The sequence below is a fragment of the Aeromonas sp. R4-3 genome, from assembly GCF_040908275.1.
GTDB lineage: Bacteria > Pseudomonadota > Gammaproteobacteria > Enterobacterales > Aeromonadaceae > Aeromonas > Aeromonas rivipollensis.
The window spans coordinates 124,556-144,063 of sequence record NZ_JBFODK010000004.1; the positions used below are offsets into that span (position 1 = coordinate 124,556).

General features: G+C 61.6%; 21 protein-coding genes and 2 pseudogenes. 7 read left to right on the forward strand and 16 right to left on the reverse strand.

Annotated elements, in window-relative coordinates:
• Positions 1-38: 38 nt before the first annotated feature.
• Positions 39-1,243 (reverse strand): IS3 family transposase gene (locus AB5Y91_RS01570; protein WP_368168913.1). Its coding sequence is split into 2 segments (ribosomal slippage): positions 39-925 and positions 925-1,243, totalling 1,206 coding nucleotides; the frame shifts between segments, so codons are not numbered across the junction.
• Between the two features lie 91 nt (positions 1,244-1,334).
• Positions 1,335-1,433 (reverse strand): annotated as a pseudogene (locus AB5Y91_RS01575) (metal-dependent hydrolase); the annotation flags it as partial.
• Positions 1,434-1,714: 281 nt separating this feature from the next.
• On the opposite strand from AB5Y91_RS01575, the gene AB5Y91_RS01580 reads away from it, so the two are divergent.
• The 3 genes from AB5Y91_RS01580 to AB5Y91_RS01590 all read left to right on the forward strand — a co-directional run bounded on the left by AB5Y91_RS01580 (position 1,715) and on the right by AB5Y91_RS01590 (position 3,649).
• Positions 1,715-2,008 (forward strand): helix-turn-helix domain-containing protein, encoded by a 294-nt coding sequence (locus AB5Y91_RS01580; protein WP_232301917.1) that lies wholly within the window; start codon positions 1,715-1,717, stop codon positions 2,006-2,008.
• On the forward strand, positions 1,992-3,308 hold the full coding sequence (locus AB5Y91_RS01585; protein WP_368168914.1) for a HipA domain-containing protein: 1,317 nt from the start codon (positions 1,992-1,994) through the stop codon (positions 3,306-3,308). Before AB5Y91_RS01580 ends, AB5Y91_RS01585 begins: the two co-directional genes overlap by 17 nt.
• Before the next feature lie 98 nt (positions 3,309-3,406).
• Positions 3,407-3,649: a DUF3297 family protein gene (locus tag AB5Y91_RS01590; protein WP_042040288.1), complete on the forward strand. Its 243-nt coding sequence runs from the start codon at positions 3,407-3,409 to the stop codon at positions 3,647-3,649.
• A gap of 267 nt (positions 3,650-3,916) precedes the next feature.
• On the opposite strand, the gene AB5Y91_RS01595 is transcribed toward AB5Y91_RS01590, so the two are convergent.
• Both AB5Y91_RS01595 and AB5Y91_RS01600 read right to left on the reverse strand, forming a co-directional pair.
• Positions 3,917-4,351, reverse strand: a complete 435-nt coding sequence (locus AB5Y91_RS01595; protein WP_290070291.1) for a DMT family transporter — start codon at positions 4,349-4,351, stop codon at positions 3,917-3,919.
• A gap of 10 nt (positions 4,352-4,361) precedes the next feature.
• Positions 4,362-4,850 (reverse strand): DMT family transporter, encoded by a 489-nt coding sequence (locus AB5Y91_RS01600; RefSeq protein ID WP_368168915.1) that lies wholly within the window; start codon positions 4,848-4,850, stop codon positions 4,362-4,364.
• Between the two features lie 100 nt (positions 4,851-4,950).
• On the opposite strand from AB5Y91_RS01600, the gene AB5Y91_RS01605 reads away from it, so the two are divergent.
• Positions 4,951-5,844 (forward strand): LysR family transcriptional regulator, encoded by an 894-nt coding sequence (locus AB5Y91_RS01605; RefSeq protein ID WP_171276485.1) that lies wholly within the window; start codon positions 4,951-4,953, stop codon positions 5,842-5,844.
• A 148-nt stretch (positions 5,845-5,992) separates the two neighbouring features.
• Positions 5,993-7,096, forward strand: coding sequence for an ElyC/SanA/YdcF family protein (locus AB5Y91_RS01610; RefSeq protein ID WP_368168923.1), 1,104 nt, complete (start codon positions 5,993-5,995; stop codon positions 7,094-7,096).
• A 153-nt stretch (positions 7,097-7,249) separates the two neighbouring features.
• Here the strand turns inward: AB5Y91_RS01610 and AB5Y91_RS01615 are convergent, their stop codons facing one another.
• The 8 genes and pseudogenes from AB5Y91_RS01615 to AB5Y91_RS01650 form a co-directional block, all read right to left on the reverse strand.
• Complete coding sequence (locus AB5Y91_RS01615; RefSeq protein WP_103244539.1) at positions 7,250-7,618, reverse strand: DUF1428 domain-containing protein; 369 nt, start codon at positions 7,616-7,618, stop codon at positions 7,250-7,252.
• 57 nt (positions 7,619-7,675) lie between these two features.
• A complete protein-coding gene (locus AB5Y91_RS01620; RefSeq protein ID WP_368168916.1) occupies positions 7,676-9,037 on the reverse strand; it encodes an MFS transporter in 1,362 nt (453 codons plus the stop codon).
• Positions 9,038-9,205: 168 nt separating this feature from the next.
• Positions 9,206-10,099 (reverse strand): heme o synthase, encoded by an 894-nt coding sequence (gene cyoE, locus AB5Y91_RS01625; protein WP_368168917.1) that lies wholly within the window; start codon positions 10,097-10,099, stop codon positions 9,206-9,208.
• A 10-nt stretch (positions 10,100-10,109) separates the two neighbouring features.
• Entirely contained in the window at positions 10,110-10,439 is a 330-nt protein-coding gene (locus AB5Y91_RS01630; protein WP_025327639.1) for a cytochrome o ubiquinol oxidase subunit IV, read from the reverse strand.
• Positions 10,440-11,087, reverse strand: a pseudogene (locus AB5Y91_RS01635) (cytochrome o ubiquinol oxidase subunit III); the annotation flags it as partial.
• The gene (gene cyoB / locus AB5Y91_RS01640; RefSeq protein ID WP_163135290.1) at positions 11,056-13,032 is read right to left on the reverse strand and encodes a cytochrome o ubiquinol oxidase subunit I; all 1,977 of its coding nucleotides are present in this window, start codon (positions 13,030-13,032) and stop codon (positions 11,056-11,058) included. The pseudogene AB5Y91_RS01635 and the gene cyoB, both read right to left, overlap by 32 nt.
• A 3-nt stretch (positions 13,033-13,035) precedes the next feature.
• Positions 13,036-14,154 (reverse strand): cytochrome o ubiquinol oxidase subunit II, encoded by a 1,119-nt coding sequence (cyoA, locus tag AB5Y91_RS01645; protein WP_368168918.1) that lies wholly within the window; start codon positions 14,152-14,154, stop codon positions 13,036-13,038.
• A gap of 499 nt (positions 14,155-14,653) precedes the next feature.
• Positions 14,654-15,097 (reverse strand): carboxymuconolactone decarboxylase family protein, encoded by a 444-nt coding sequence (locus AB5Y91_RS01650; protein ID WP_368168919.1) that lies wholly within the window; start codon positions 15,095-15,097, stop codon positions 14,654-14,656.
• A 118-nt stretch (positions 15,098-15,215) separates the two neighbouring features.
• Between AB5Y91_RS01650 and AB5Y91_RS01655 the strand changes: the two genes are divergently transcribed.
• Positions 15,216-16,124, forward strand: a complete 909-nt coding sequence (locus AB5Y91_RS01655; protein WP_368168920.1) for a LysR family transcriptional regulator — start codon at positions 15,216-15,218, stop codon at positions 16,122-16,124.
• 91 nt (positions 16,125-16,215) lie between these two features.
• Here the strand turns inward: AB5Y91_RS01655 and AB5Y91_RS01660 are convergent, their stop codons facing one another.
• Both AB5Y91_RS01660 and AB5Y91_RS01665 read right to left on the reverse strand, forming a co-directional pair.
• Entirely contained in the window at positions 16,216-16,545 is a 330-nt protein-coding gene (locus AB5Y91_RS01660; protein WP_163154040.1) for a DUF3634 family protein, read from the reverse strand.
• A 93-nt stretch (positions 16,546-16,638) separates the two neighbouring features.
• Positions 16,639-17,607, reverse strand: a complete 969-nt coding sequence (locus tag AB5Y91_RS01665; RefSeq protein WP_368168921.1) for a nucleoside hydrolase — start codon at positions 17,605-17,607, stop codon at positions 16,639-16,641.
• Positions 17,608-17,872: 265 nt separating this feature from the next.
• Here AB5Y91_RS01665 and AB5Y91_RS01670 point away from each other — a divergent pair, with 265 nt between their 5' ends.
• Positions 17,873-18,430 (forward strand): HutD family protein, encoded by a 558-nt coding sequence (locus AB5Y91_RS01670; protein WP_111910189.1) that lies wholly within the window; start codon positions 17,873-17,875, stop codon positions 18,428-18,430.
• 32 nt (positions 18,431-18,462) lie between these two features.
• Here the strand turns inward: AB5Y91_RS01670 and AB5Y91_RS01675 are convergent, their stop codons facing one another.
• Both AB5Y91_RS01675 and AB5Y91_RS01680 read right to left on the reverse strand, forming a co-directional pair.
• The gene (locus tag AB5Y91_RS01675) at positions 18,463-18,666 is read right to left on the reverse strand and encodes a hypothetical protein (protein ID WP_106886293.1); all 204 of its coding nucleotides are present in this window, start codon (positions 18,664-18,666) and stop codon (positions 18,463-18,465) included.
• Between the two features lie 206 nt (positions 18,667-18,872).
• Positions 18,873-19,508: IS3 family transposase (locus AB5Y91_RS01680; RefSeq protein WP_368168922.1), on the reverse strand; the 636-nt coding region annotated here is incomplete at its 5' end.

Genomic DNA, 19,508 nt, shown 5'->3' on the forward strand with positions numbered 1-19,508 from the left:
ATGGATTTGACCCCATAGATCCAGACACTTTTTCCCGCTTAGGGTTGTGATACCCGACTGCGCAGAAATTCCCGGGGTGAACGGTATCCTAAGGCGCTGTGCGGGTGGTGCTCGTTATAATGCTCAAACGCGATGGCCAAATTGCCTACCGCTGTTCGGCTATCTGGTTTCGGCATCATCTCGATATAGTCTCGCTTCATCGTCTTCACGAAGCTCTCCGCTATACCGTTGCTCTGTGGGCTTCTCACCGTAGTCGTTTTGGGCTCCAACCCGATTTCTCGTGCAAACGCGCGGGTCTCATGGGCTCGATACGCCGAACCATTATCAGTCAGCCACTCCACCGGTGATGCCGGCAACGAATCCCCGAAGCGACGTTCGACAGACCTCAGCATGACATCTTGCACCGTGTCACTGCCGTAACCCCCGGTACTGGCAGCCCAGTCCAAGGTTTCCCTGTCACAGCAGTCCATGGCGAACGTGACCCGTAGTTTTTCACCGTTATCGCAGCGAAACTCGAAGCCATCTGAGCACCAACGTCGATTGCTCTCTTTGACGGCAACACGCCCCTTATGTGCCCGCTGGGTCAATGGCGCAGCCGGTTTTCTTTCCAGCAGCAGGCCATTATCGCGCATGACGCGATATACCCGCTTGGCGTTTACCACAGGCTGTCGTGTTGCCTCTGACTGACGCCGTAACAGCGCCCAGACTCGGCGATAGCCATAGGAGGGAAGCTCTGCCATCGCCTCCATGATCCGGCCAAGTAAGGCAGCATCATCACGCTGGCGATGATGACGACCATCTTGCCAACCCGGTTTTCGATGAACACGAACGGATAGCTGCGCACGCGATACATTAAGAGCCTGGCTCACAGCACTTAATCGTCGTCCCCCGGTAACAAGGGCGCATGCGCAATCCATTTTTTTGCTCGACCATACTCCACGGCTTCTTTGAGGATCTCGTTCTCCATGGTCTTCTTCCCGAGCAGACGCTGGAGCTCTCGGATCTGCTTGATGGCAGCAGCCAACTCTGAGGCTGGAACCACATCCTCACCGGCGGTGATCGCCGTGAGAGACCCTTCCTGGAATTGCTTACGCCATTTGAAAAGCTGGTTGGCGTTGACGTCGTGCAAGCGAGCGACATGAGAGACGGTCATCCCGGGCTCAAAGGTCTGCTGCACGATGGTGATCTTTTCCTGCGGAGTCCGGCGTCGACGGCGCTCAGCCCCTGTTAACACTTCGACCATCTTCTCGTTGCGACTAGTACTGAACATAGTTCCAAGACTACCTCTTAAGTTAAGAGGGACGAAGTGTCTGGATCCTCCAGGGGCCAATCTAGGCAACCCCAGCCAACAGCAGGCGGGGCGGGATAATCCGGCTGCCAAGCCCGAGCCCAAGACAGAGAGGTACGGCGGCGTGAGTAACTATGGTGGGCATAGAATAAAGCTCCAACTGAAAACTGGTGCTTACCCTAATCCCGTTCGGTGAAGTGAACATGAAGTGCACTGCGGCTCTGCAAGCGAGCCCCTCCCTGCCCCTCGGCCATCCCCCAGACCATCCCTCACCAACTTTTCCGCCCTAAAAAGTGAACTCCTCTACACTTTTATCTCGCAACCAGCACCAGGACCATAAAAAGTGCATCATCGTACACTTTTTATTGCTGTTTTCTCTTACCATGGGTTAAGGTGTAACAACCTACACTTTTTTCCGTGATCATGATGGCAGACGCATCGTTGCAAACCGGCCCGAAAGAACTGGATCCCGCCTCGCTGGGGCTGGCGATCCGCGAGAGGCGCAAGGCCGCCAGGATGACCCAGGAGGTGACGGCCTCACTGTGCGGCATCTCCAAGAAGACCCTGATCAAGATTGAAAAAGGGGGTGATGTCTACCTCTCGACCCTGTTGCAGGTGATGAAGGCGCTGGGGCTGAGGTTGCAACTGGTGCAAGAAACGGGCTCACAGGTAGCGAGCGGCAACAGCCAACCAGAGGTCGGTGATGATGAGTGGTTCTGAGCACCATCGGCTGGAACTTCGGCTGGGTAACCAGCTGATCGGCCACCTCGAATATGACTCCAGCCGGGATGCGTTTCAGCTCGGCTATACACCTGCGTGGCAGGCGCGCGGATTCCCGCTCTCACCCCCGCTGGCGCTGGATGGCTCGGCCAGCAGCGCCCAAGTCCGGGCATATCTCGGCAACTTGCTGCCTGAAAATCGCGGGCTGGAGCACCTGATTGAGGCGCTCTCCGTTTCGCGCAGCAATCTCTTTGCCCTGATCCACGGCATCGGCCGCGATGTCTCAGGGGCTGTCACCTTTACCCTGCCCGCAGAGCCCGACGTCCCCACCCATTTTCGCCCCATCACCCCGGAAGAGCTGTTGCTGCGCCTCGATCAGCCCGAGATCTGGCCGCTGGAAGTCTGGGATGGTCGCCCCCGCCTCTCGGTTGCGGGCGTGCAGGCCAAGCTCAACCTGCTGCGACTCGAGGGGGCGCTGGGATTTGGCGAGGGCGAGCTCTGTTCCACCCACCTCCTCAAGTTCGAGCACCATCCTCATCTGGTGATCAATGAGTTTGTGACCATGCGATTGGCCGCACTGCTGGGCATGCAGGTGGCACAGGTCGAACTGCACAGGGTCGGCCAAGGCGATAAGTCCCACCGAGGCTTGCTGGTAGAACGCTTCGATCGGCGCCTCGATGAGGATGGCGTTAGGGTACGCCGTCGCCATATGATCGATGCCTGTCAGGGATTGGGGTTTCCCGTCGCCCGAAAATATGAACGCAACTTCGGTGACGGGCGGGACGTGGCCCATATTCGGGAAGGGGTGAGCCTGCCACGGCTGTTCAACCTCAGCGCCCTCTGTGTCAATCCGGCGCAGGCCAGACTGGACATGCTGCAATGGCTGCTCTTCAACATCTGCGTCAACAATCACGATGCCCACGGCAAGAACTACAGCTTCTTCGTATCAAAAGCAGGGCTGACGCCCACCCCCTGGTACGATCTGGTCAATGTGGGGCTTTACCCCGAGTTCAACCAGCATCTGGCCATGGCCATCGGCGACGAGTTTGCTCCCGAGGCGGTCAACGCATGGCAGTTGCTGGAGATGGCCGAAGCATGTGAGCTGCCCAAACGCCTGTTGCAACAGACCTTGCACAAGGTGGCCAACGACATCCTTCACCATCTGGCTGCCGCCATCGCCATGGTTGAGACAGACAATCCCGCCGAGCTGGCTTATCTGGCAGGCTACCGAGACGACGTTGAGCGCCGTTGCCACCATTTTCAGAAGCAGGCAGCGCTGTTGCCCGAGCTGCAACTGTAGCCGGACCTTGTCCACCCCCATGGGACGCAACCCAGCCTTGAGCCCATGGCGGGCATTGCCTACAATGACCCACTTTTTATCAAACTCAGGTAAATAAAATGAGCGACAACAAACCTGCACTGCCCGACCGTCTGGCGGCCAACCCGCGCAGCCCGCACCATGTGGCAGAGTGCTTCGAGCACGAGATCGGCATTCGCCTCAACGGCAAGGAGCGCACCAATGTCGAGGAGTACTGCATCAGCGAAGGTTGGGTGAAGATCCCCTCCCCCAAGGCAAAGGATCGCTACGGCAACCCCATGCTGATCACCGTCAAGGGCACCGTCGAGGCCTTCTACGCCTAAGTCGCCCTGACCGCGTGCCCCCTGCAGGGGCGCGACCCTGTTATTCCAGAACACCGGCCGAGCGCCGGTGTTCTGCTTTTTGGGGCTGGCCCTGACGCACAGGCGGCCTCTCTTTCTTTGTTCTCCTTTTTCTTCCTTTCCCTCCCTTTCTTTCGCCTTTTTCCCTTCCGCCAGGGCCCTGATCTGGCAGGTGTGCGGCCTTTCCCGTCAAAGCAAGGGCGGCGCTCTTATCACCTAACACTGCGGGTGTCGCCACGCCAGCTCCCCTCATGTTGAAGGGCGCGGCTTGCTGGCTTGCCAGCGTTGCAGCGCGGCGCCCGCCAGCACCAGCAGAATGCCGAGCAGATCGCTCCCTTCCAGCCGTCCGGCCAGGGCATCGAGCAGCGCGCCCCCCGCCAGTTGACCCGCGACGATCAGCAGGGCACAGGCCAGGGCTCCGACCCGGCCGATGGCCCAGCTGCTGATGGCCACGAACAGCGCCCCCAGCACGCCGCCGAGCAGCAGCCAGGGATCGAGCCCGGCGAGCCGCTCCCAGGGCGCCCCCTTGAGGATGAGCAGGGCGCCGAGCAGCCCAAAGCCGAGCAGGTGGTTGGCAAGGGAGGCCGTCATGGCACCCCGGGCGCTGGCGAGGCGGCCATTGAGGGTGCGCGACAGACTCACCGCCACGCCGTTAAGCAGTCCCAGCAGGATCAGAAGGGTCATGGTGTGTCTCCTAGCCGAGCACTATGAACAGGGCGCCGGCCAGCACCAGCAGGGCGGCGAGCGCGTCCTTCCCCGAGGGGCGGCGGCAGGTCAGCCCGAACCAGCCTCTGGCGTCGCACAGGGCACCAAACAGCAGCTGGCCGAGCAGCAGCAGGGCCAGGGTGCCCGCCATGCCGAGGGGCGAGTTGAGGCAGAGGGCCGCCAGCACCACGGTGAGCGCCCCCGGCAGGCCGCCGAGCCAGGCCCAGGGCGGGGCCGCCTCCGGCGTCGGAGATCGGGGGGCGAGACACCACAGGAGCGCGGCCACCAGGGTGCCGACCCCGTGGGCCAGCCAGCTTCCGAGCCAGGGGTCGGTGGCGCGGGCCAGGGCGCCGTTCTGGGCGATCATCAGCGCCAGCAGCAGGCCGGCGGCGAAGGCCGCCAGGGCACCTATGGTCTGGCCAAGTGTCTGGCCGAAGGCGAGGCGTCCGGGGCGGCGGTCAATAAGCGGGGGGATCATGGGGTCACTCCTTGGTTGAACAGAGGAGCAGGGTAAATTGTTTTCGATATCGGGATAATCTACCCTTATGGAACAACATTGTTTCCATATTGAGAACAACATGAACCAGGATGCCTTCGCCCTGCTCCCCGCCTTCGTCGCCGTGGTGGAGGCGGGCACTTTCTCCGGCGCCGCCCGCCAGCTCGGCCTCAGCAAGTCGGTGCTGAGCAAGAAGGTGAGCCAGCTCGAGCAAACCCTCGGTTGCCAGCTTATCTACCGCACCACCCGCTCCCTCGCCCTGACCGAGGCGGGGGAGCGCTACTTCGAGACGGTGCGCCATGCGGTGCGCCTGGCAAGCGAAGGGGAAGATGCCATCGGCGCCCTGCAATCGGCGCCCCGCGGCCTGCTGCGGGTGACTGTGCCCATGGTCTATGGTCGGCGCCACATAGCCCCCCTTATCCCCGAATTTCTCGCCCTCTATCCCGAGGTGCAGTTGCAGCTCGAGATGAGCGACGCCCTACAGGATCTGGTGGCCGAGGGGTTCGACGTGGCGGTGCGCATCGGCGAGCTGGAAGATTCGAGCCTGGTCGCCCGTCGCCTCGCCCCCTGTCACAGCACATTGTGCGCCGCCCCCGCCTACCTGGCGCGGGCCGGCACGCCCCGCACCCCGGCCGATCTCGAGCGCCACAACTGCCTCTTCTACTCCCTGTTTCGCGGCGGCACCCAGTGGCGGCTGCAAGGCCCCGAGGGGGAGGTGGCCATCACCCCGCGGGGCAATTTCGAGGTCAACAACAGCGACGCCATCCACACGGCGCTGCTGGCGGGGCTCGGCATAGGCAACATGCCGGACTTTATCGTGGAGCGGGATCTCGCCACCGGTCGGCTGGTGCCCCTGCTGCCAGACCACGCCCTGCCCGAGCACGGCATCTGGTGCCTCTATCCGAAGCGCCGTCACCTGCCCGCCAAGGTGGAGGCCTGGCTGGGGTTTCTCCACGAGCGTCTGGGTCTGCGCTAGGGGGTGACCGGGATAACCGAAGCGGTTCACGTTTTTTTCATCAGGAAAGGAGTAGAGTAGGCAATTACCAAGCGCCTGTTTTAATTGAAAAAGGCTCCAGGGGAGCATGCCATGGCATAGCGCCCCTCCCCCTAGGTGGAACGCCATGATGAAGAAAACTGCGATTGCCCTGACCCTGGCCAGCCTGCTGGCGCTGCCGGTGGTCACCGCCTCCGATGCCTGGGCCGCCCCGGTGCGCTCCCTGCAAAAGGAGCAAAATTACGACCAGTACATCAGCAAACGCCAGGTAGTGGATCAGCTGCTGGCGGATGCCGCCCGCATCTTCCACTCCCCCGCCCGGGTCTCCGATGCCGGTTTCACCGCCAAGATGCCGAGCAACATGCAGCAGGTCACCGAGCTCCTGCTGCAGGCCCACCAGCTCGAACCCTACCGCACCGACCTGCTCATCTCGGCGGCCAACGCCCAGATCTACAACGGCAACGTGGACAGGGCCATCGCCCTGTTCGAGCAGGCCCTCAGCACGGCGCCGGACGATCTGGATCTCAACACCTATCTGGCCACCTGGCAGCGCTTCAAGGGCAACCAGGCCAAATCCGATGGCTACGTCAAGCGGGTCGGCGAGCTCAATGCCGGTCGGGCCGCCGATCTGCAGCGGCTGTTCGACACCGTCGACCGGGTGGTTGCCACCCCCCTCAAGGAGCGCCAGGGGCGCGGCGAGAAGAAGGGGCGACAGGCCATCGTCACCCTGGGCTATGCCCTCAACCCCGACGGCAGCATGCACGAGATCCTGCTGGGGCGCCTCGAGACCACCCGCGCCCTGGCCCAGGCCAACCCGGCGGCCCTCATCATACTGACCGGCGGCGTGCCCCAGAACCGCCAGACCGAGGGCAAGCTGATGGCGGACTGGCTGGCGAAGAAGGGCATCGACCGCTCCCGCATCATCGAGGAGAACTACGCCACCAGCACGGTGGAGAACGCCCTCTACAGCGGCTATGCCCTCGCCCGCCACGAGATTGAGTACGCCACCCTGGTGAGCTCGGCGAGCCACGTGCGCCGGGGCCAGACCCTGCTGGAAATAGCCTGCTGGCAGAGCGGCCCGGCCAATATCCGCATCGACAGCGTCGCCTACCCGGACAAGCCCCTCTCGGCCCTCGCCAAGGCGAGCCCGGAGGAGCTGCTCGGCATCTACCGCGACGCCCTGCGCACCTATGGCCTCTGGAGTTACCGCTCGGCCCCCCTGCTGGAGCGCTGATCCCCTCCCCGACCCAACAAAAAGCCCGCCAAATGGCGGGCTTTTTCATCATCTGACGGACCTAGGCGTCGCTGGCGGGGTTTCAGCCCTTGAGCTCCAGCCACAATGGTGAAGCCCTCAAAGACCAGTCGGGCTTTTGGCTCTGGCGGCCCCTCAACCCTTGAGCTCCAGCACTGTGGTGAAGCCTCCGAAGATCATGCGGGCGCCATCGAAGGGCATGGTCTGGTGCATGGGGCTGGCCGGATCCATCCTGGGGTCCTGCATCATCTTGGTCATGGCCTCGTCACGCACCGCCTTGCTCGGCCACTCCACCCAGGAGAAGACCACGCTTTCGTCCTCCTTGGCCGCCACCGCGCGGTAAAAGTCGGTCTGCTTGCCGTGGGGCACGTCATCCCCCCAGCACTCCAGCACCCGGGTGGCCCCATATTCGAGAAAGATGGGGTCAAATAGCCCCGCATGGTCGATCAGGGCCTGCTTGTTGACCGTGGGCACGGCGATCACGAATCCGTCCACATATGACATGAGCCTTTCCTCCTGTGATTGAGGATCTCAGCATAGCAGCCGCGCCCCTGGCTGCCCTCAGAGGGCCACCAGCCGCTCCAGATCGCTGCGGGTCAGGCGCTTGCTGTCCACCTTCACGTAGAGAGAGTGCTCCTCAGGCACCAGCAGCACGTCGCTCACCCCCTCGCAGGCGCGGATCCGCTGCTCCAGGGCGGGAGTCGCGGCCACCCCTTCCGGCAGCACTATGCGCAGGCTGCTGACGTAGGGAGGCTCGGCCATGGTGAGGCTGACCCCAAACCAGAGCAGGGCAAGCAGGGCGCAGCCGCCAAACACCAGAGGGCCGCCCCCCAGGCTGTAGAGCAGCCCCCCCAGGCTGCCGCCGATGGCGACGCCGAGGAACTGGCTGGTGGAGTAGACCCCCATGGCGGTGCCCTTGTAACCCGGCGGCGACTCCTTGCTGATGAGCGACGGCAGCAGCGCCTCCATCACGTTGAAGCCGACGAAGAAGAGTTGCAGCCCCAGCAGCAGGCCCCACAGCTGCAGGCCTGCCTGCCACAGCACCAGCTCGGCAACCAGCATCACCAGTACGCAGGCCTGGAACACCCGCTTCATCTGGCGGTGCTTCTCGGCATAGATGATGAAGGGCACCACGCTCACGAAGGCGATCAACATGGTGACCAGATAGGCCTGCCACTGGTACTCCCGGGCCAGGCCTGCTTGTTCGAGCAGGGGCGGCAGCGCCACGAAGCTCGACATCAGCAGGGTGTGGACGCAGAGGATGCCGAGGTTGAGCTTGAGCAGACGCCCATTGGTGAGCACGGTGCGAAAACCGCCGCGCACCATGGCGGACTCGCGATTTTGCAGGTGGGCCGCCGGGGTCGGCACCACCCAGATCACCATGGCGATGGCCGCCAGCGCCAGCAGGGCGATGAGCCAGAAGAGGCCGGATAACCCCACCGCCTGGGTGATCAGGGGGCCTGTCACCATGGCAATGGCGAAGGTGATGCCAAAACTCACCCCGATGAAGGCCATGGCCTTGGTGCGGTTCTGCTCCCGGGTGAGATCAGACAAGAGTGCCATGACGGCGGCGGAGATGGCGCCGCTCCCCTGCAGGGCGCGGCCGACGATGACCCCCCAGATGGAGTCGCTCAGGGCGGCGATGACGCTACCGAGGGCAAACATCAGCAGGCCGCCGACGATGAGGGGTTTGCGGCCGATGCGATCGGAGAGCAGTCCGAAGGGGATCTGGAACAGGGCCTGGGTCATGCCGTAGATGCCGATGGCAAGACCAATCAGCGCCTCTGAGGCGCCCGCCAGGGACATGCCGTAGGTGGTCAGCACCGGCAGGACCATAAACATGCCGAGCATGCGCAACGAGAAGACGGAGCCGAGCGCCCAGGTCGCGCGGCGCTCGCCCCTCGTCATGGTGAAATCATTCATGATGGCCTCGATAGGTCAGAGAGAGGAGACACAAAGGGGCGGATGACAAGGCACGCCGCACCCGAAAAAGCCGACAATGCGCCCCGTGGGGCGGGCCACATAATAACAGAGCCGGGAAGGTTCCCGGCTCTGGATTCTATTGATTTTCCTGCGTCATATCACAGTGACTCAAGGCAGCATGCTCACCAGCACGGGTGTTGCGTCCGGCTGGAAGTCCACCGACATCATCACGCTCAGGCAAGTAATTGTGACGATGGAGAACATGAACAGCTTGCGGGCCCAGAGGGAGTCATCCACCGCCGCCTTGTAGCCAGACAGCGCCATCCCCAGCCACCAGACGCTCACCGCGGTGGCGACTATCAGGTACTTGTAACCGGCGTAGCCGCCGAGGAACAGCATCAGGGTCGGCACCATGAAGGCCAGTATGTAGAGGGTGATGTGGTGCTTGGCCACAGATATCCCCTTCACCACCGGCAACACAGGGATGTTGGCGGCCTGGTAATCCTTGAAGCGGAAGATGGCAATCGCATAGGAGTGCGGCATCTGCCACAGGCTGAAGATCGCCAGCAGGATAAGCGCACCGGTGTCGAACTGGCCGCTCACCGCGCAATAGCCGATGACGGGTGGCGCGGCGCCGGAGAGGCTGCCGACCAGGGTGCCATAGACAGAATGACGCTTCATGTAGAGGCTGTAGACCCCCACATAGACCAGGAAGCCCAGCACCGCCAGCAAGGCGGCCAACGGATTGGCCGCAAAGTAGAGCAGTGCAATGCCCGCAACGCCCAGCGCGCTCGCATACCAGAGCGACACACCGGGGGCGATGAGCCCCCTCACCAGGGCGCGGTTCTTGGTACGCTCCATGATGCAGTCGATGTCCCGGTCGATGTAGTTGTTGAACACACAACCGGAGGCGACCACCAGTGACACCCCCGCCATGGTCAGGATGAACAGGGGCACATCCAGGCTCCCCTTCGAGGCCAGCAGGAAGCCGCCGATAACCGAGATGAGGTTACCGAAGATGATGCCCGGCTTGGTCACTTGCAGGTATTGCTTCATCATCACATCAAGCCGCTCAGTGAACCATCATGTTGATGTTGAGGTTGTACATGATCCACAGGGAGCCCACGACCACGATGGCGATGATGAGCACGGTAAAGACCAGTGCCACCAGGTTCCACCGCTCCTCGGAGGAGGTGTTCATGTGCAGGAAGTAGATCAGGTGCACGAAGATCTGCACCACCGCCATGGCCACTACGGTGCCGAGCACCATGGCATGGGAGGCGGAGCCGTCCATCACCATCCAGAACGGGATCGCGGTCAGGATGAGTGACAGCACGAAGCCGGTCATGTAGGACTTGACGCTGCCGTGGCTGGCGCCGTGATTGTCAACAGAATGACTCATTTACATGACCCCCATCAGATAAACCACGGTGAAGACGCAGATCCACACCACGTCCAGGAAGTGCCAGAACAGGCTCAGGCACATCAGGCGCGTGCGGTTGCGCTCGGTCAGCCCCTTCTTGCTGATCAGTACCATCATCACGATGATCCAGATAAGGCCGCTGGTCACGTGGATACCGTGGGTACCGACCAGGGTGAAGAAGGCGGACAGGAAGCCGCTGCGATCCGGGCCCGCATCATTGACGATCAGATGATGGAACTCGTAGATCTCCATGGCGATGAAGCCGGCGCCAAGAATGAAGGTGACCAGCAGCCAGGTGTTGACCGCAGAGACCTTGTTCTTGTTCATGGCCAGCATGCCGAACCCGAAGGTGATGGAGCTCAGCAGCAGCAGCATGGTTTCGGCGAACACGAACGGCAGTTCGAAGATGTCCTTGCCGGCGGGGCCGCCGGCGGTGCCGTTGACCAGGACTGCATAGGTTGCGAACAGGGTCGCAAACAGGATGCAGTCGCTCATCAGGTAGATCCAGAAGCCGAACACCTTGGTGGCGCCGGCATCATGGTGCCCATCCTCATGGGCACCATGAGAGTGATGTAGAACGTCAGTCGCCATGGAGTTAAGCCACCTTGTTGATATTGTCGAAATGCTGACCTTCGATGCGCTCGATTTCGTCAACCTGTACGTAGTAGTCCACATCGTCGTTGAAGCTGTGGATGATCCAGGTGGCGATCATGCCGACGAAGCCGGCGATGGCCATCCACCAGATGTGCCAGATCATGGCAAAGCCAAACACCACGCTGAAGGCGGCGATGATGACACCGGCACCTGAGTTCTTCGGCATGTGGATGGGGGCGTACTTGGCCGGCTGGCGATAGGCGCTGCCGTCCTCTTTCGCTTCCCAGAAGGCGTCCAGACCGGTCACCTTGGGCTCGATGGCGAAGTTGTAGAAGGGGGGCGGAGAGGAGGTGGCCCACTCCAGGGTACGGCCACCCCAGGGATCGCCGGTCCAGTCACGGTTCTTCTCGCGGTCACGGATACTGACCACGACCTGGATCAGCTGGCACAAGACGCCGATGGCGATGAGGCCGGCGCCGCAGGCGGCAACCACCAGCCAGCCGTGGAACTCGGGATCTATGTTCTGGCTGACACGACGGGTCATGCCCATGAAGCCCAGCACGTAGAGCGGCATGAAGGCCACGAAGAAACCGGTGATCCAGAACCAGAAGGCACGCTTGCCCCAGACGTCATCCAGCTTGAAGCCGAATGCCTTCGGGAACCAGTAGGTGATACCGGCGAAGCAACCGAACACCACGCCGCCGATGATGACGTTGTGGAAGTGGGCGATCAGGAACAGGCTGTTGTGCAGCACGAAGTTGGCGGCCGGCACGGAGAGCAGTACCCCCGTCATGCCACCCACGGTGAAGGTGATGATGAAACCGACGGTCCACAGCATGGGGGAGCTGAACTCGATGCGACCGCGGTACATGGTGAACAGCCAGTTGAAGATCTTCACCCCGGTCGGGATGGAGATGATCATGGTGGTGATGCCGAAGAAGGCATTCACGTTGGCGCCAGACCCCATGGTGAAGAAGTGGTGCAGCCAGACCACGAAGGAGAGCACTGTGATGGCCACGGTGGCCCACACCAGAGAGGTGTAGCCGAACAGCTTCTTCTTGCAGAAGGTCGCCACGATTTCGGAGAAGATCCCGAACACCGGCAGCACCAGGATATACACCTCGGGGTGACCCCAGGCCCAGATCAGGTTGATGTACATCATCATGTTGCCACCCATGTCATTGGTAAAGAAATGGGTACCCAGGTAGCGGTCTGCGGTCAGCAGGGCGATGGTGACGGTCAGGATCGGGAAGGAGGCGATGATCAGGATGTTGGCGCACAGGGCGGTCCAGGTGAACACCGGCAGACGCATCATGGTCATGCCGGGGGCACGCATCCGGATGATGGTGGCAAAGAAGTTGACACCGGTCAGCAGGGTACCCAGACCCGAGATCTGCAGACTCCAGATCCAGTAATCGACCCCGACCCCGGGACTGAACTCCAGCCCCGACAAGGGCGGATAGGCCAGCCAGCCGGTCTGGGCGAATTCACCGACCCCGAGGGAGACGTTGATCAGCACCACGGCCGCGGCGGTAAACCAGAAGCTCAGGTTGTTCAAGAAGGGGAAGGCGACGTCACGGGCACCGATCTGCAGCGGCACTACGATGTTCATCAGGCCGATCACCAGCGGCATGGCCACGAAGAAGATCATGATGACGCCGTGGGCGGTGAAGATCTGGTCGTAGTGGTGTGCGTTCAGGTAGCCTTCGCTACCGGCGGAGGCCATGACCTGCTGACCACGCATCATGACCGCATCGGCGAAGCCGCGCAGCAGCATGACCATGCCCAGGATGAGATACATGATACCGAGGCGCTTGTGGTCCACCGAGGTGAACCACTCTTTCCACAGATATTGCCACTTGCTGTAATAAGTGATGAGACCGGCAATCGCCAGCCCACCCAAGATGATACCGGCTATCGTGACCATGATGATGGGTTCATGGTACGGAACAGCCTCGAGTGTCAATTTTCCAAACATCGATTATTCCTCGGATCCTGCTTTCACACTCTTGTCAGCCATAGACGTGGCCATGTGTCCGGCATGCTCGTCATGACTCATGGCCGCGTGGTCCATGGTCTCTTCGTTCGCAGCGTCATGGTTCATGGCCTTGTGGTCCATGCTCCCTTCTTTTGCAGACTCATGGTTCATGGCCTTGTGGTCCATGGCGCCGTCTTTTGCAGCGTCATGGTTCATGGCCTCGTGGTCCATGGCGCCGTCTTTTGCAGCGTCATGGCCGCCATGGGACATGCCGCCCATGAACTTGTTGATCACGTTGACGAACAGCTTGGGATCGGCGCTGGCGAAGTACTCAACCGGGTGGTTTTCGCTCTTCTTGGCCAGGGCATCGAACTCACCCATGGTGCTCAGCATCTTGGGAGACTGTTTCACCTTGGCGACCCAGGCATCGAAACCGGCCTGGTCCTGGGTGGCAATCGCCTTGAACTTCATGCCAGAGAAACCGGCACCGCTGTAACTGCCGGAGATCCCCTTGTACTGACCCGCCTCGTTGGCAATCAGGTGCAGCTTGGTCTGCATCCCGGCCATGGCGTAGATCTGACCGCCCAGCTGGGGGATGAAGAAGGAGTTCATCACAGTGTCTGAGGTCACCCGGAAGTTGATCGGGGTGTTGACCGGGAAGGCCAGCTCGTTGACCGAGGCGATACCCAGCTCCGGATAGACGAACAGCCACTTCCAATCCAGCGAAATCACATCGACCTGGATCGGCTTGACGTCAGATTCCAACGGCTTGTAGGGATCGAGGGAGTGGGAGGTTTTCCAGGTAATCACCGCCAGGATGGCAACAATAATGACGGGCACGGTCCAGACGACCGCTTCAATCTTGTTGGAGTGGGACCAATCCGGGGTGTATTTGGCAGTGGTATTGGATGCTCTGTATTTACGAGCAAATGCCACCGTCATAATAATCACAGGAATCACCACGATTAACATCAACCCGAGTGCGGTCAATATCAGTGACTTCTGCTCCAGACCAACCTGCCCCTTGGGGCTCATCAGAGCCATGTCGCAGCCACTCAGCAAGCCAGCGGTTGCCATCAACAGCAAAGCGCCCAAGCCCCTCTTTACTTCAAAAGGTCTCATGCAATGTCCTCATCGTTTCAAGGCTTATTGGTATAATAAAAATGCCGCATTTTATTGCATCAGACCGGCATGTGAACAACATGAAAAATTAATCCCAAAAATGTTCCAAGGGTGGTGAAAACAGGTATCAGATGTTAATCGCTTGACAGCGACCAATTTATTAAATTCACAGACCTTCGATTCATCTCCCGTTAATTTATCTCCCCGCCAAAATCGTTCACCAATTAATCAACCAGGTCCATTACCCTTATTTTTTGAGGGAAAAACAGGACAAAAAAGAGCCATTCAGACCTCACTTGATGCACAGGTGCCCTCTCCATTCCTTGATCTGGATGCGTATATTCCGAGAGGGAATAAAAAAATAATTAATCAAACGAATGTATGATTAACTTCCCGAGGCCGACGGAAGCGCAGAAAGAGCTGCTCTGTCTGAGACCCACCATGAAAAACGGGCCTCGGATAGGCCCGTTTAAGACGACTCCCCACCGGAGGGTCTCCCTCAGGGGTGTTTATGCTCCATCCGGGTCGCCACTGCGATGCGGTTCCAGGCGTTGATGGTGACCACCTGCATCAGGCACTGGGCCAGCAGGGTTTCCCCCAGCAGGGCCAGGGCCTGCTGGTAGGTCTCCTCGGTGAGCCCGTTTTCGGCTATCAGAGTCACCTCGTCGGTCAGGGCCAGCACCGCCCGCTCCCGCGCATCAAACAGCGGGGATTCGCGCCAGGCGGACAGCGCCAGCAAGCGCTGGGGGCTCTCCCCCTGCTTCATCGCCACCTCGGCGTGCATCTCGATGCAGTAGGCGCAACCGTTGAGCATGGAGGCCCGCAACTTGATGAGCTCCTTGAGCGACAGCGGAATGTCGGTCCCGCCGAGATAGGACTCGAGGCCCATCATGGCCGAGATGGCGGCGGGCACCTGGCTGGCAAGCTGGATACGTTCTGACATGGCAATACTCCTTGGATGAGCGCCCCATGGGCGATGAGCACATTGTTCACGCTTTCATCCATGGATAGAATACCGCCACAAGCTCCAACAGTTTTGCATTTACCGCAAAGGTGCTCCCATGCTGGATCGCGTCCGTATCCTGGCTCAGGTGGTGGAGTCGGGGAGTTTCTCCCGGGCCGCCCGTGCCCTCAACCTGGCCCCCTCCTCGGTGACCCGCACCATAGATGCGCTGGAGCAACAGCTGGGGATCCCGCTGTTCAAGCGCAGCACCCGCCAGCTGGTGCTGACCGAGCAGGGGGAGTACTTCCTTGCCCGCTCGGTGCGCCTGCTGGAGGAGGCCGATCAGCTGGTGCAATCCCTGCAACCCCTGCCGGTGGCACCAGAGGGCCCGCTGCGGGTCTCGGTGTTCGAGAGCTTCGGAACCAGCTGGCTGGCGCCGCGCCTGCCGGCCTTCCTGGCCCGCTACCCCGGGGTGCGACTCGAGATCGAGCTCGACAACCGGCTGGTGGATCTCGACGCTGAAAACGTGGACGTGGCGGTGCGCGTCGGACGCCCAGTGGACAGCGGTCTGCATAGCCGCCACCTGCTCACCAACCGGACCCTGCTGGTCGCCTCCCCCGCCTATCTGGCCCGCCACGGCGAGCCCGCCCATCCCGATGAACTGGCGCACCACAACTGCCTGATCCGCGGCCATGGCCGTCAGCGCCAGCACTGGTATTTCCGGCAAGGGGCCCAGCGGCACAAAGTCCCGGTGCGGGGCAACCTCGCCTCGGTCGGCGGCACGCCGCTGCTGTGCGCGGCCGAGGCGGGCTCCGGCATACTGCTGCTGTCGAGCTGGATGGTGCAGCAGGGGCTGGACAACGGCACATTGCAACCCCTGCTGCCCGAGTGGCTGGCTTCCCCGTACGAGGATCGTCATGACGAGATCCATGCGGTGTTTAGGGGCGGCCGCTTCTTGAAGCCCCAGACCCGCGCCTTCATCGACTTTCTGATAGAGGTGATGAAGCCCTTGCAAGGGCCGCGCTGATAACGGCGGCCTGTCCAGGGCTTATGGGAAATGAAAACGCCGGGCAAAGTGCCCGGCGCCGGAAGTGAACGACAGCGTCAAGAGAACGCGGTCAGCGAGAATGACGCCCATCCGGGGTCTGGGCCGCACCTCTATAGTCCCCGTAAGGAAAGACGTTGCGCAGGCGCTGGGCCACGGGCTCCGGGATGGAGCGGGAGAAGACGAGCCTGACCCCGTTGCCATCGCGCTGACCCAGGATGCGCCCTCGCACCGGCTCCTGCTGCAGGATCTGTTTGGCCTGGGCCAGGAAGCGCGGCGGCACAGAGCCTCGCTTCACCTGCACCTTGCCAGGGGCAAGCCGGATCTCGAACAGGGCGCCGCGCCCCAGGGTCATCAACCACCCGATCAGGGCGACTGCCACCAACAACGACAACCAGGCCATCTCTCTCTCCCTTTGCCAGCCTCGATGTGCGTCAGTATATGTGGCGACGGCCGGCGAGGAGTGGGCGGACATCACGTTTTGCCCATCCCCGAGTCAGCAATCCTTGCCCCAGGCCACCAGGGTGTCGCGATAGAGCGCCAGCAGGGCTTGATCCCGCACCGCCACCCCGACCCGCTGGGCCGGGTAGTCAGCCCACTCATCGTGGGGATGGGACTTGCCGTCGAACTTCTGCAGGGTGTGGCCTATGGCGGGGCCATGGTCGATGACCCGCACCGGGCCCTCCCGCAGGGTGAACAGCTCGGGATCGATCACATAGGCGATGGCGGACGGATCGTGCACGTGGCAGCCATTGAGGCCGATGCGCTCGGAATAGAAACGCAGGTAGAAGCGGCTCACCGCCCACAGGAAGCGACCGGGCTCACCGGCATCGTCCCGTAGCGCATCCAGGTAGGCGCTGCTGAAGAAGCTCTGCTGGGTCACATCCAGCCCTATGATCACCACGGGCCAGGGGGCGGTGAACACCCGATCGGCCGCCTCGGGATCGTCGTGAATGTTGGCCTCGGCATAGGGGGTCACGTTGCCGCGATGGCCGTTGACGCCAAAGGCGCCTCCCATCACCACCACCTGCTTCACCAGCGCGGTGATCTCGGGGGCAGCCTCGAGCGCCAGCGCCAGGTTGGTGAGCGGCCCGATTGTCACCAAGGTGATCTCGCCGGGGTTGGCCTTCAGCGTCTCGACTATGTATTGCCAGGCCGGGCGGGGATCCGGGGTCAGGGTCACCTCCCCCGCCTCCACGTCACCCAGCCCGCTCGGGCCGTGCACCACAGTCGTCGGCCCCACGGGATCGCGCAGCAGTGGCGCGGCGGCGCCCTGGGCTACCTCTGCCTTCATGCCGTATTTCTGCTTGAGCCAGAGGGCGTTGCGGGTCCCGTTCTCTATGGTGGCGTTGCCAAACACTGTGGTGATGGCGAGCAAGTCGATGGCGGGGTGGGCTTCGGCAAAGAGTATTGCCATGGCGTCGTCGATACCGGGATCGGTATCCAGAATGATCTTGTGGGTCATGGGGCCTCCATACGGCAGAAGTGCCAGTGTAGCGACCTCGGGCCCGTTTAACAGCGTCAGGATCACAGCCTCGACCTTTGGCCTGCCATCCCCCCGCCGACCGGCGATATCTTGAGCACCCCATCCGGGGGCCCGTCAGGGTCAGGGGCCGCAGTGGCGACATTCTGGGCAGTCGGCCCGCCCCCAGGCCCCCACGCCTTGTGGGCGGGCCTGCGGGATGGTATCACTTGGCCTCACTCTCCCCACTCCTCGCCGAGGCGCCAACGTGATCACCCTGATTAAAGAGTCTGACCAGCTGAAGATGCCCTGGAAAAACAAGCAGGGCACCACGGCCCAGATCCTGGTCTCCCCCCCGGGATCGAGCCTGGAAAAACTCGACTTTGACTACCGGCTGAGCTCGGCCCCCATCAAGGCGGCGGGCCCCTTCTCCAAGTTTCCCGGCTATCAGCGCATCCTGCTGCCCGTCAGCGGCGCCGGTTTCGTGCTCAACGGCCACCCCTATGCCACCTTCGAGGCGGCCCATTTCAGCGGGGATGACGAGACCCACTGCGAGCTGCTGAAAAAGGAGGTGACGGATCTGGGGCTCATCTACGATCCCGCGCGCATCAGCGCCAACGTGCGGGTGCTCAATGTGCCCTTCCCCCTGACCCTCACCCTGGAGGCGGACAAGACCTACCTCTGCCACCTGCTGAGCGGCCAGCTGACGGTGGCAGGCCAGGCCGTGGCCATCAACGAGACCCTGGTGGTCAAGGGCGAGGAGAGCATCCGCTTCGAGTGCGGGAAAAAGACCACCCTAGCCTTCTTTACCCTGCAAGCCCGGTAAGGGAGACACCCGCGCAGGCCCTGGGGTCTGGCTCAACGTTTGGGTGCACGGCCCCCGCTGTCGAGACAGGCCTGCATGCTGTCGTAGGGAACATAATGCTTGGTGCGGCCGTAGTAGGTGCCACCCTGGGGGTGGCAGATGCCGTTGCGGCTCTTCTTGACCGGGGGCTCTGCCGCCAGCGCCAGGGCGCACACCAGCATCAGGCAACAGCTGACCACCCATTTTACTGCTCTCATCACCTAAATCTGTCCAATCGGCGTTTGGGCTAACAGGCCCGTTTGCGGCTGATTCTATCCTGTCTGCACCGCAACCACCCCTCGCAAGATCACGAAACGCACCATTCATTCAATCGCTTGGCTCATCTGTACCGCGCGATCGACACAAGGTATCCGCTGTCTAGTCCTGAAATAGGTTTACACATTTTTGTCTAGCTTCACGTGACTCAGAACCCCCGATGCACCGCATCGGGGGTTCTGTATTTCAACGCATGATGCGGTCGCTCCAGGTTGTAAATATCCACCGCCTCACGCACCATCTCCCGCGCTTGCGCCAGGTCCTGCGGGCTTTGCAGCAGCAACTCTCCTTTCAAAATTCCGTTCACCCGCTCCGCCAACGCATTCTGGTAACAGTCATAACCATCCGTCATCGAGCACCGCACACCATGCCGCTCATGCAATGACTGATACAGACCCGAGCAATACTGCACCCCGCGGTCTGAGTGATGGATTAGCTCCCCGCCGCCACGCCGTTGCTTCAGCGCTTGTCTGAACGCCATCGCCACCGACTCGGCGTGCATCCCTTCGTGCACGTGATGACGCACTATCTTGCGTGAGTAGGCATCCGTCACCAGGCTCAGGTACAGCGGCCCGCTCCTGGCTGGCAGATAGGTGATGTCGGCGACCCAGACTTGCTCCGGAGCCACCGGCGTGACCAGCTCCGGCCCTGCCTTGAGCAAGTTGGGATGACGGTAGAAACGGTGAAAGCTGTGGGTGGTCTTGTGATACGCCCGCCTGGGCTGCACCAGCAGGCGGTGCTCGGCCAATATCTGAAACAGCCTGTCCCGCCCGACCTTGAGCCC

Coding starts and splice junctions, on each gene's coding strand:
- AB5Y91_RS01665 (WP_368168921.1), bottom strand. CDS start 17,607: ATGACCCACAAGATCATTCTGGATACCGATCCCGGTATCGACGACGCC.
- AB5Y91_RS01655 (WP_368168920.1), top strand. CDS start 15,216: ATGCTGGATCGCGTCCGTATCCTGGCTCAGGTGGTGGAGTCGGGGAGT.
- AB5Y91_RS01610 (WP_368168923.1), top strand. CDS start 5,993: ATGAAGAAAACTGCGATTGCCCTGACCCTGGCCAGCCTGCTGGCGCTG.
- AB5Y91_RS01675 (WP_106886293.1), bottom strand. CDS start 18,666: ATGAGAGCAGTAAAATGGGTGGTCAGCTGTTGCCTGATGCTGGTGTGC.
- AB5Y91_RS01660 (WP_163154040.1), bottom strand. CDS start 16,545: ATGGCCTGGTTGTCGTTGTTGGTGGCAGTCGCCCTGATCGGGTGGTTG.
- cyoA (WP_368168918.1), bottom strand. CDS start 14,154: ATGAGACCTTTTGAAGTAAAGAGGGGCTTGGGCGCTTTGCTGTTGATG.
- AB5Y91_RS01650 (WP_368168919.1), bottom strand. CDS start 15,097: ATGTCAGAACGTATCCAGCTTGCCAGCCAGGTGCCCGCCGCCATCTCG.
- cyoB (WP_163135290.1), bottom strand. CDS start 13,032: ATGTTTGGAAAATTGACACTCGAGGCTGTTCCGTACCATGAACCCATC.
- AB5Y91_RS01590 (WP_042040288.1), top strand. CDS start 3,407: ATGAGCGACAACAAACCTGCACTGCCCGACCGTCTGGCGGCCAACCCG.
- AB5Y91_RS01620 (WP_368168916.1), bottom strand. CDS start 9,037: ATGAATGATTTCACCATGACGAGGGGCGAGCGCCGCGCGACCTGGGCG.
- AB5Y91_RS01630 (WP_025327639.1), bottom strand. CDS start 10,439: ATGAGTCATTCTGTTGACAATCACGGCGCCAGCCACGGCAGCGTCAAG.
- AB5Y91_RS01595 (WP_290070291.1), bottom strand. CDS start 4,351: ATGACCCTTCTGATCCTGCTGGGACTGCTTAACGGCGTGGCGGTGAGT.
- AB5Y91_RS01615 (WP_103244539.1), bottom strand. CDS start 7,618: ATGTCATATGTGGACGGATTCGTGATCGCCGTGCCCACGGTCAACAAG.
- AB5Y91_RS01585 (WP_368168914.1), top strand. CDS start 1,992: ATGATGAGTGGTTCTGAGCACCATCGGCTGGAACTTCGGCTGGGTAAC.
- AB5Y91_RS01605 (WP_171276485.1), top strand. CDS start 4,951: ATGAACCAGGATGCCTTCGCCCTGCTCCCCGCCTTCGTCGCCGTGGTG.
- AB5Y91_RS01580 (WP_232301917.1), top strand. CDS start 1,715: ATGGCAGACGCATCGTTGCAAACCGGCCCGAAAGAACTGGATCCCGCC.
- AB5Y91_RS01600 (WP_368168915.1), bottom strand. CDS start 4,850: ATGATCCCCCCGCTTATTGACCGCCGCCCCGGACGCCTCGCCTTCGGC.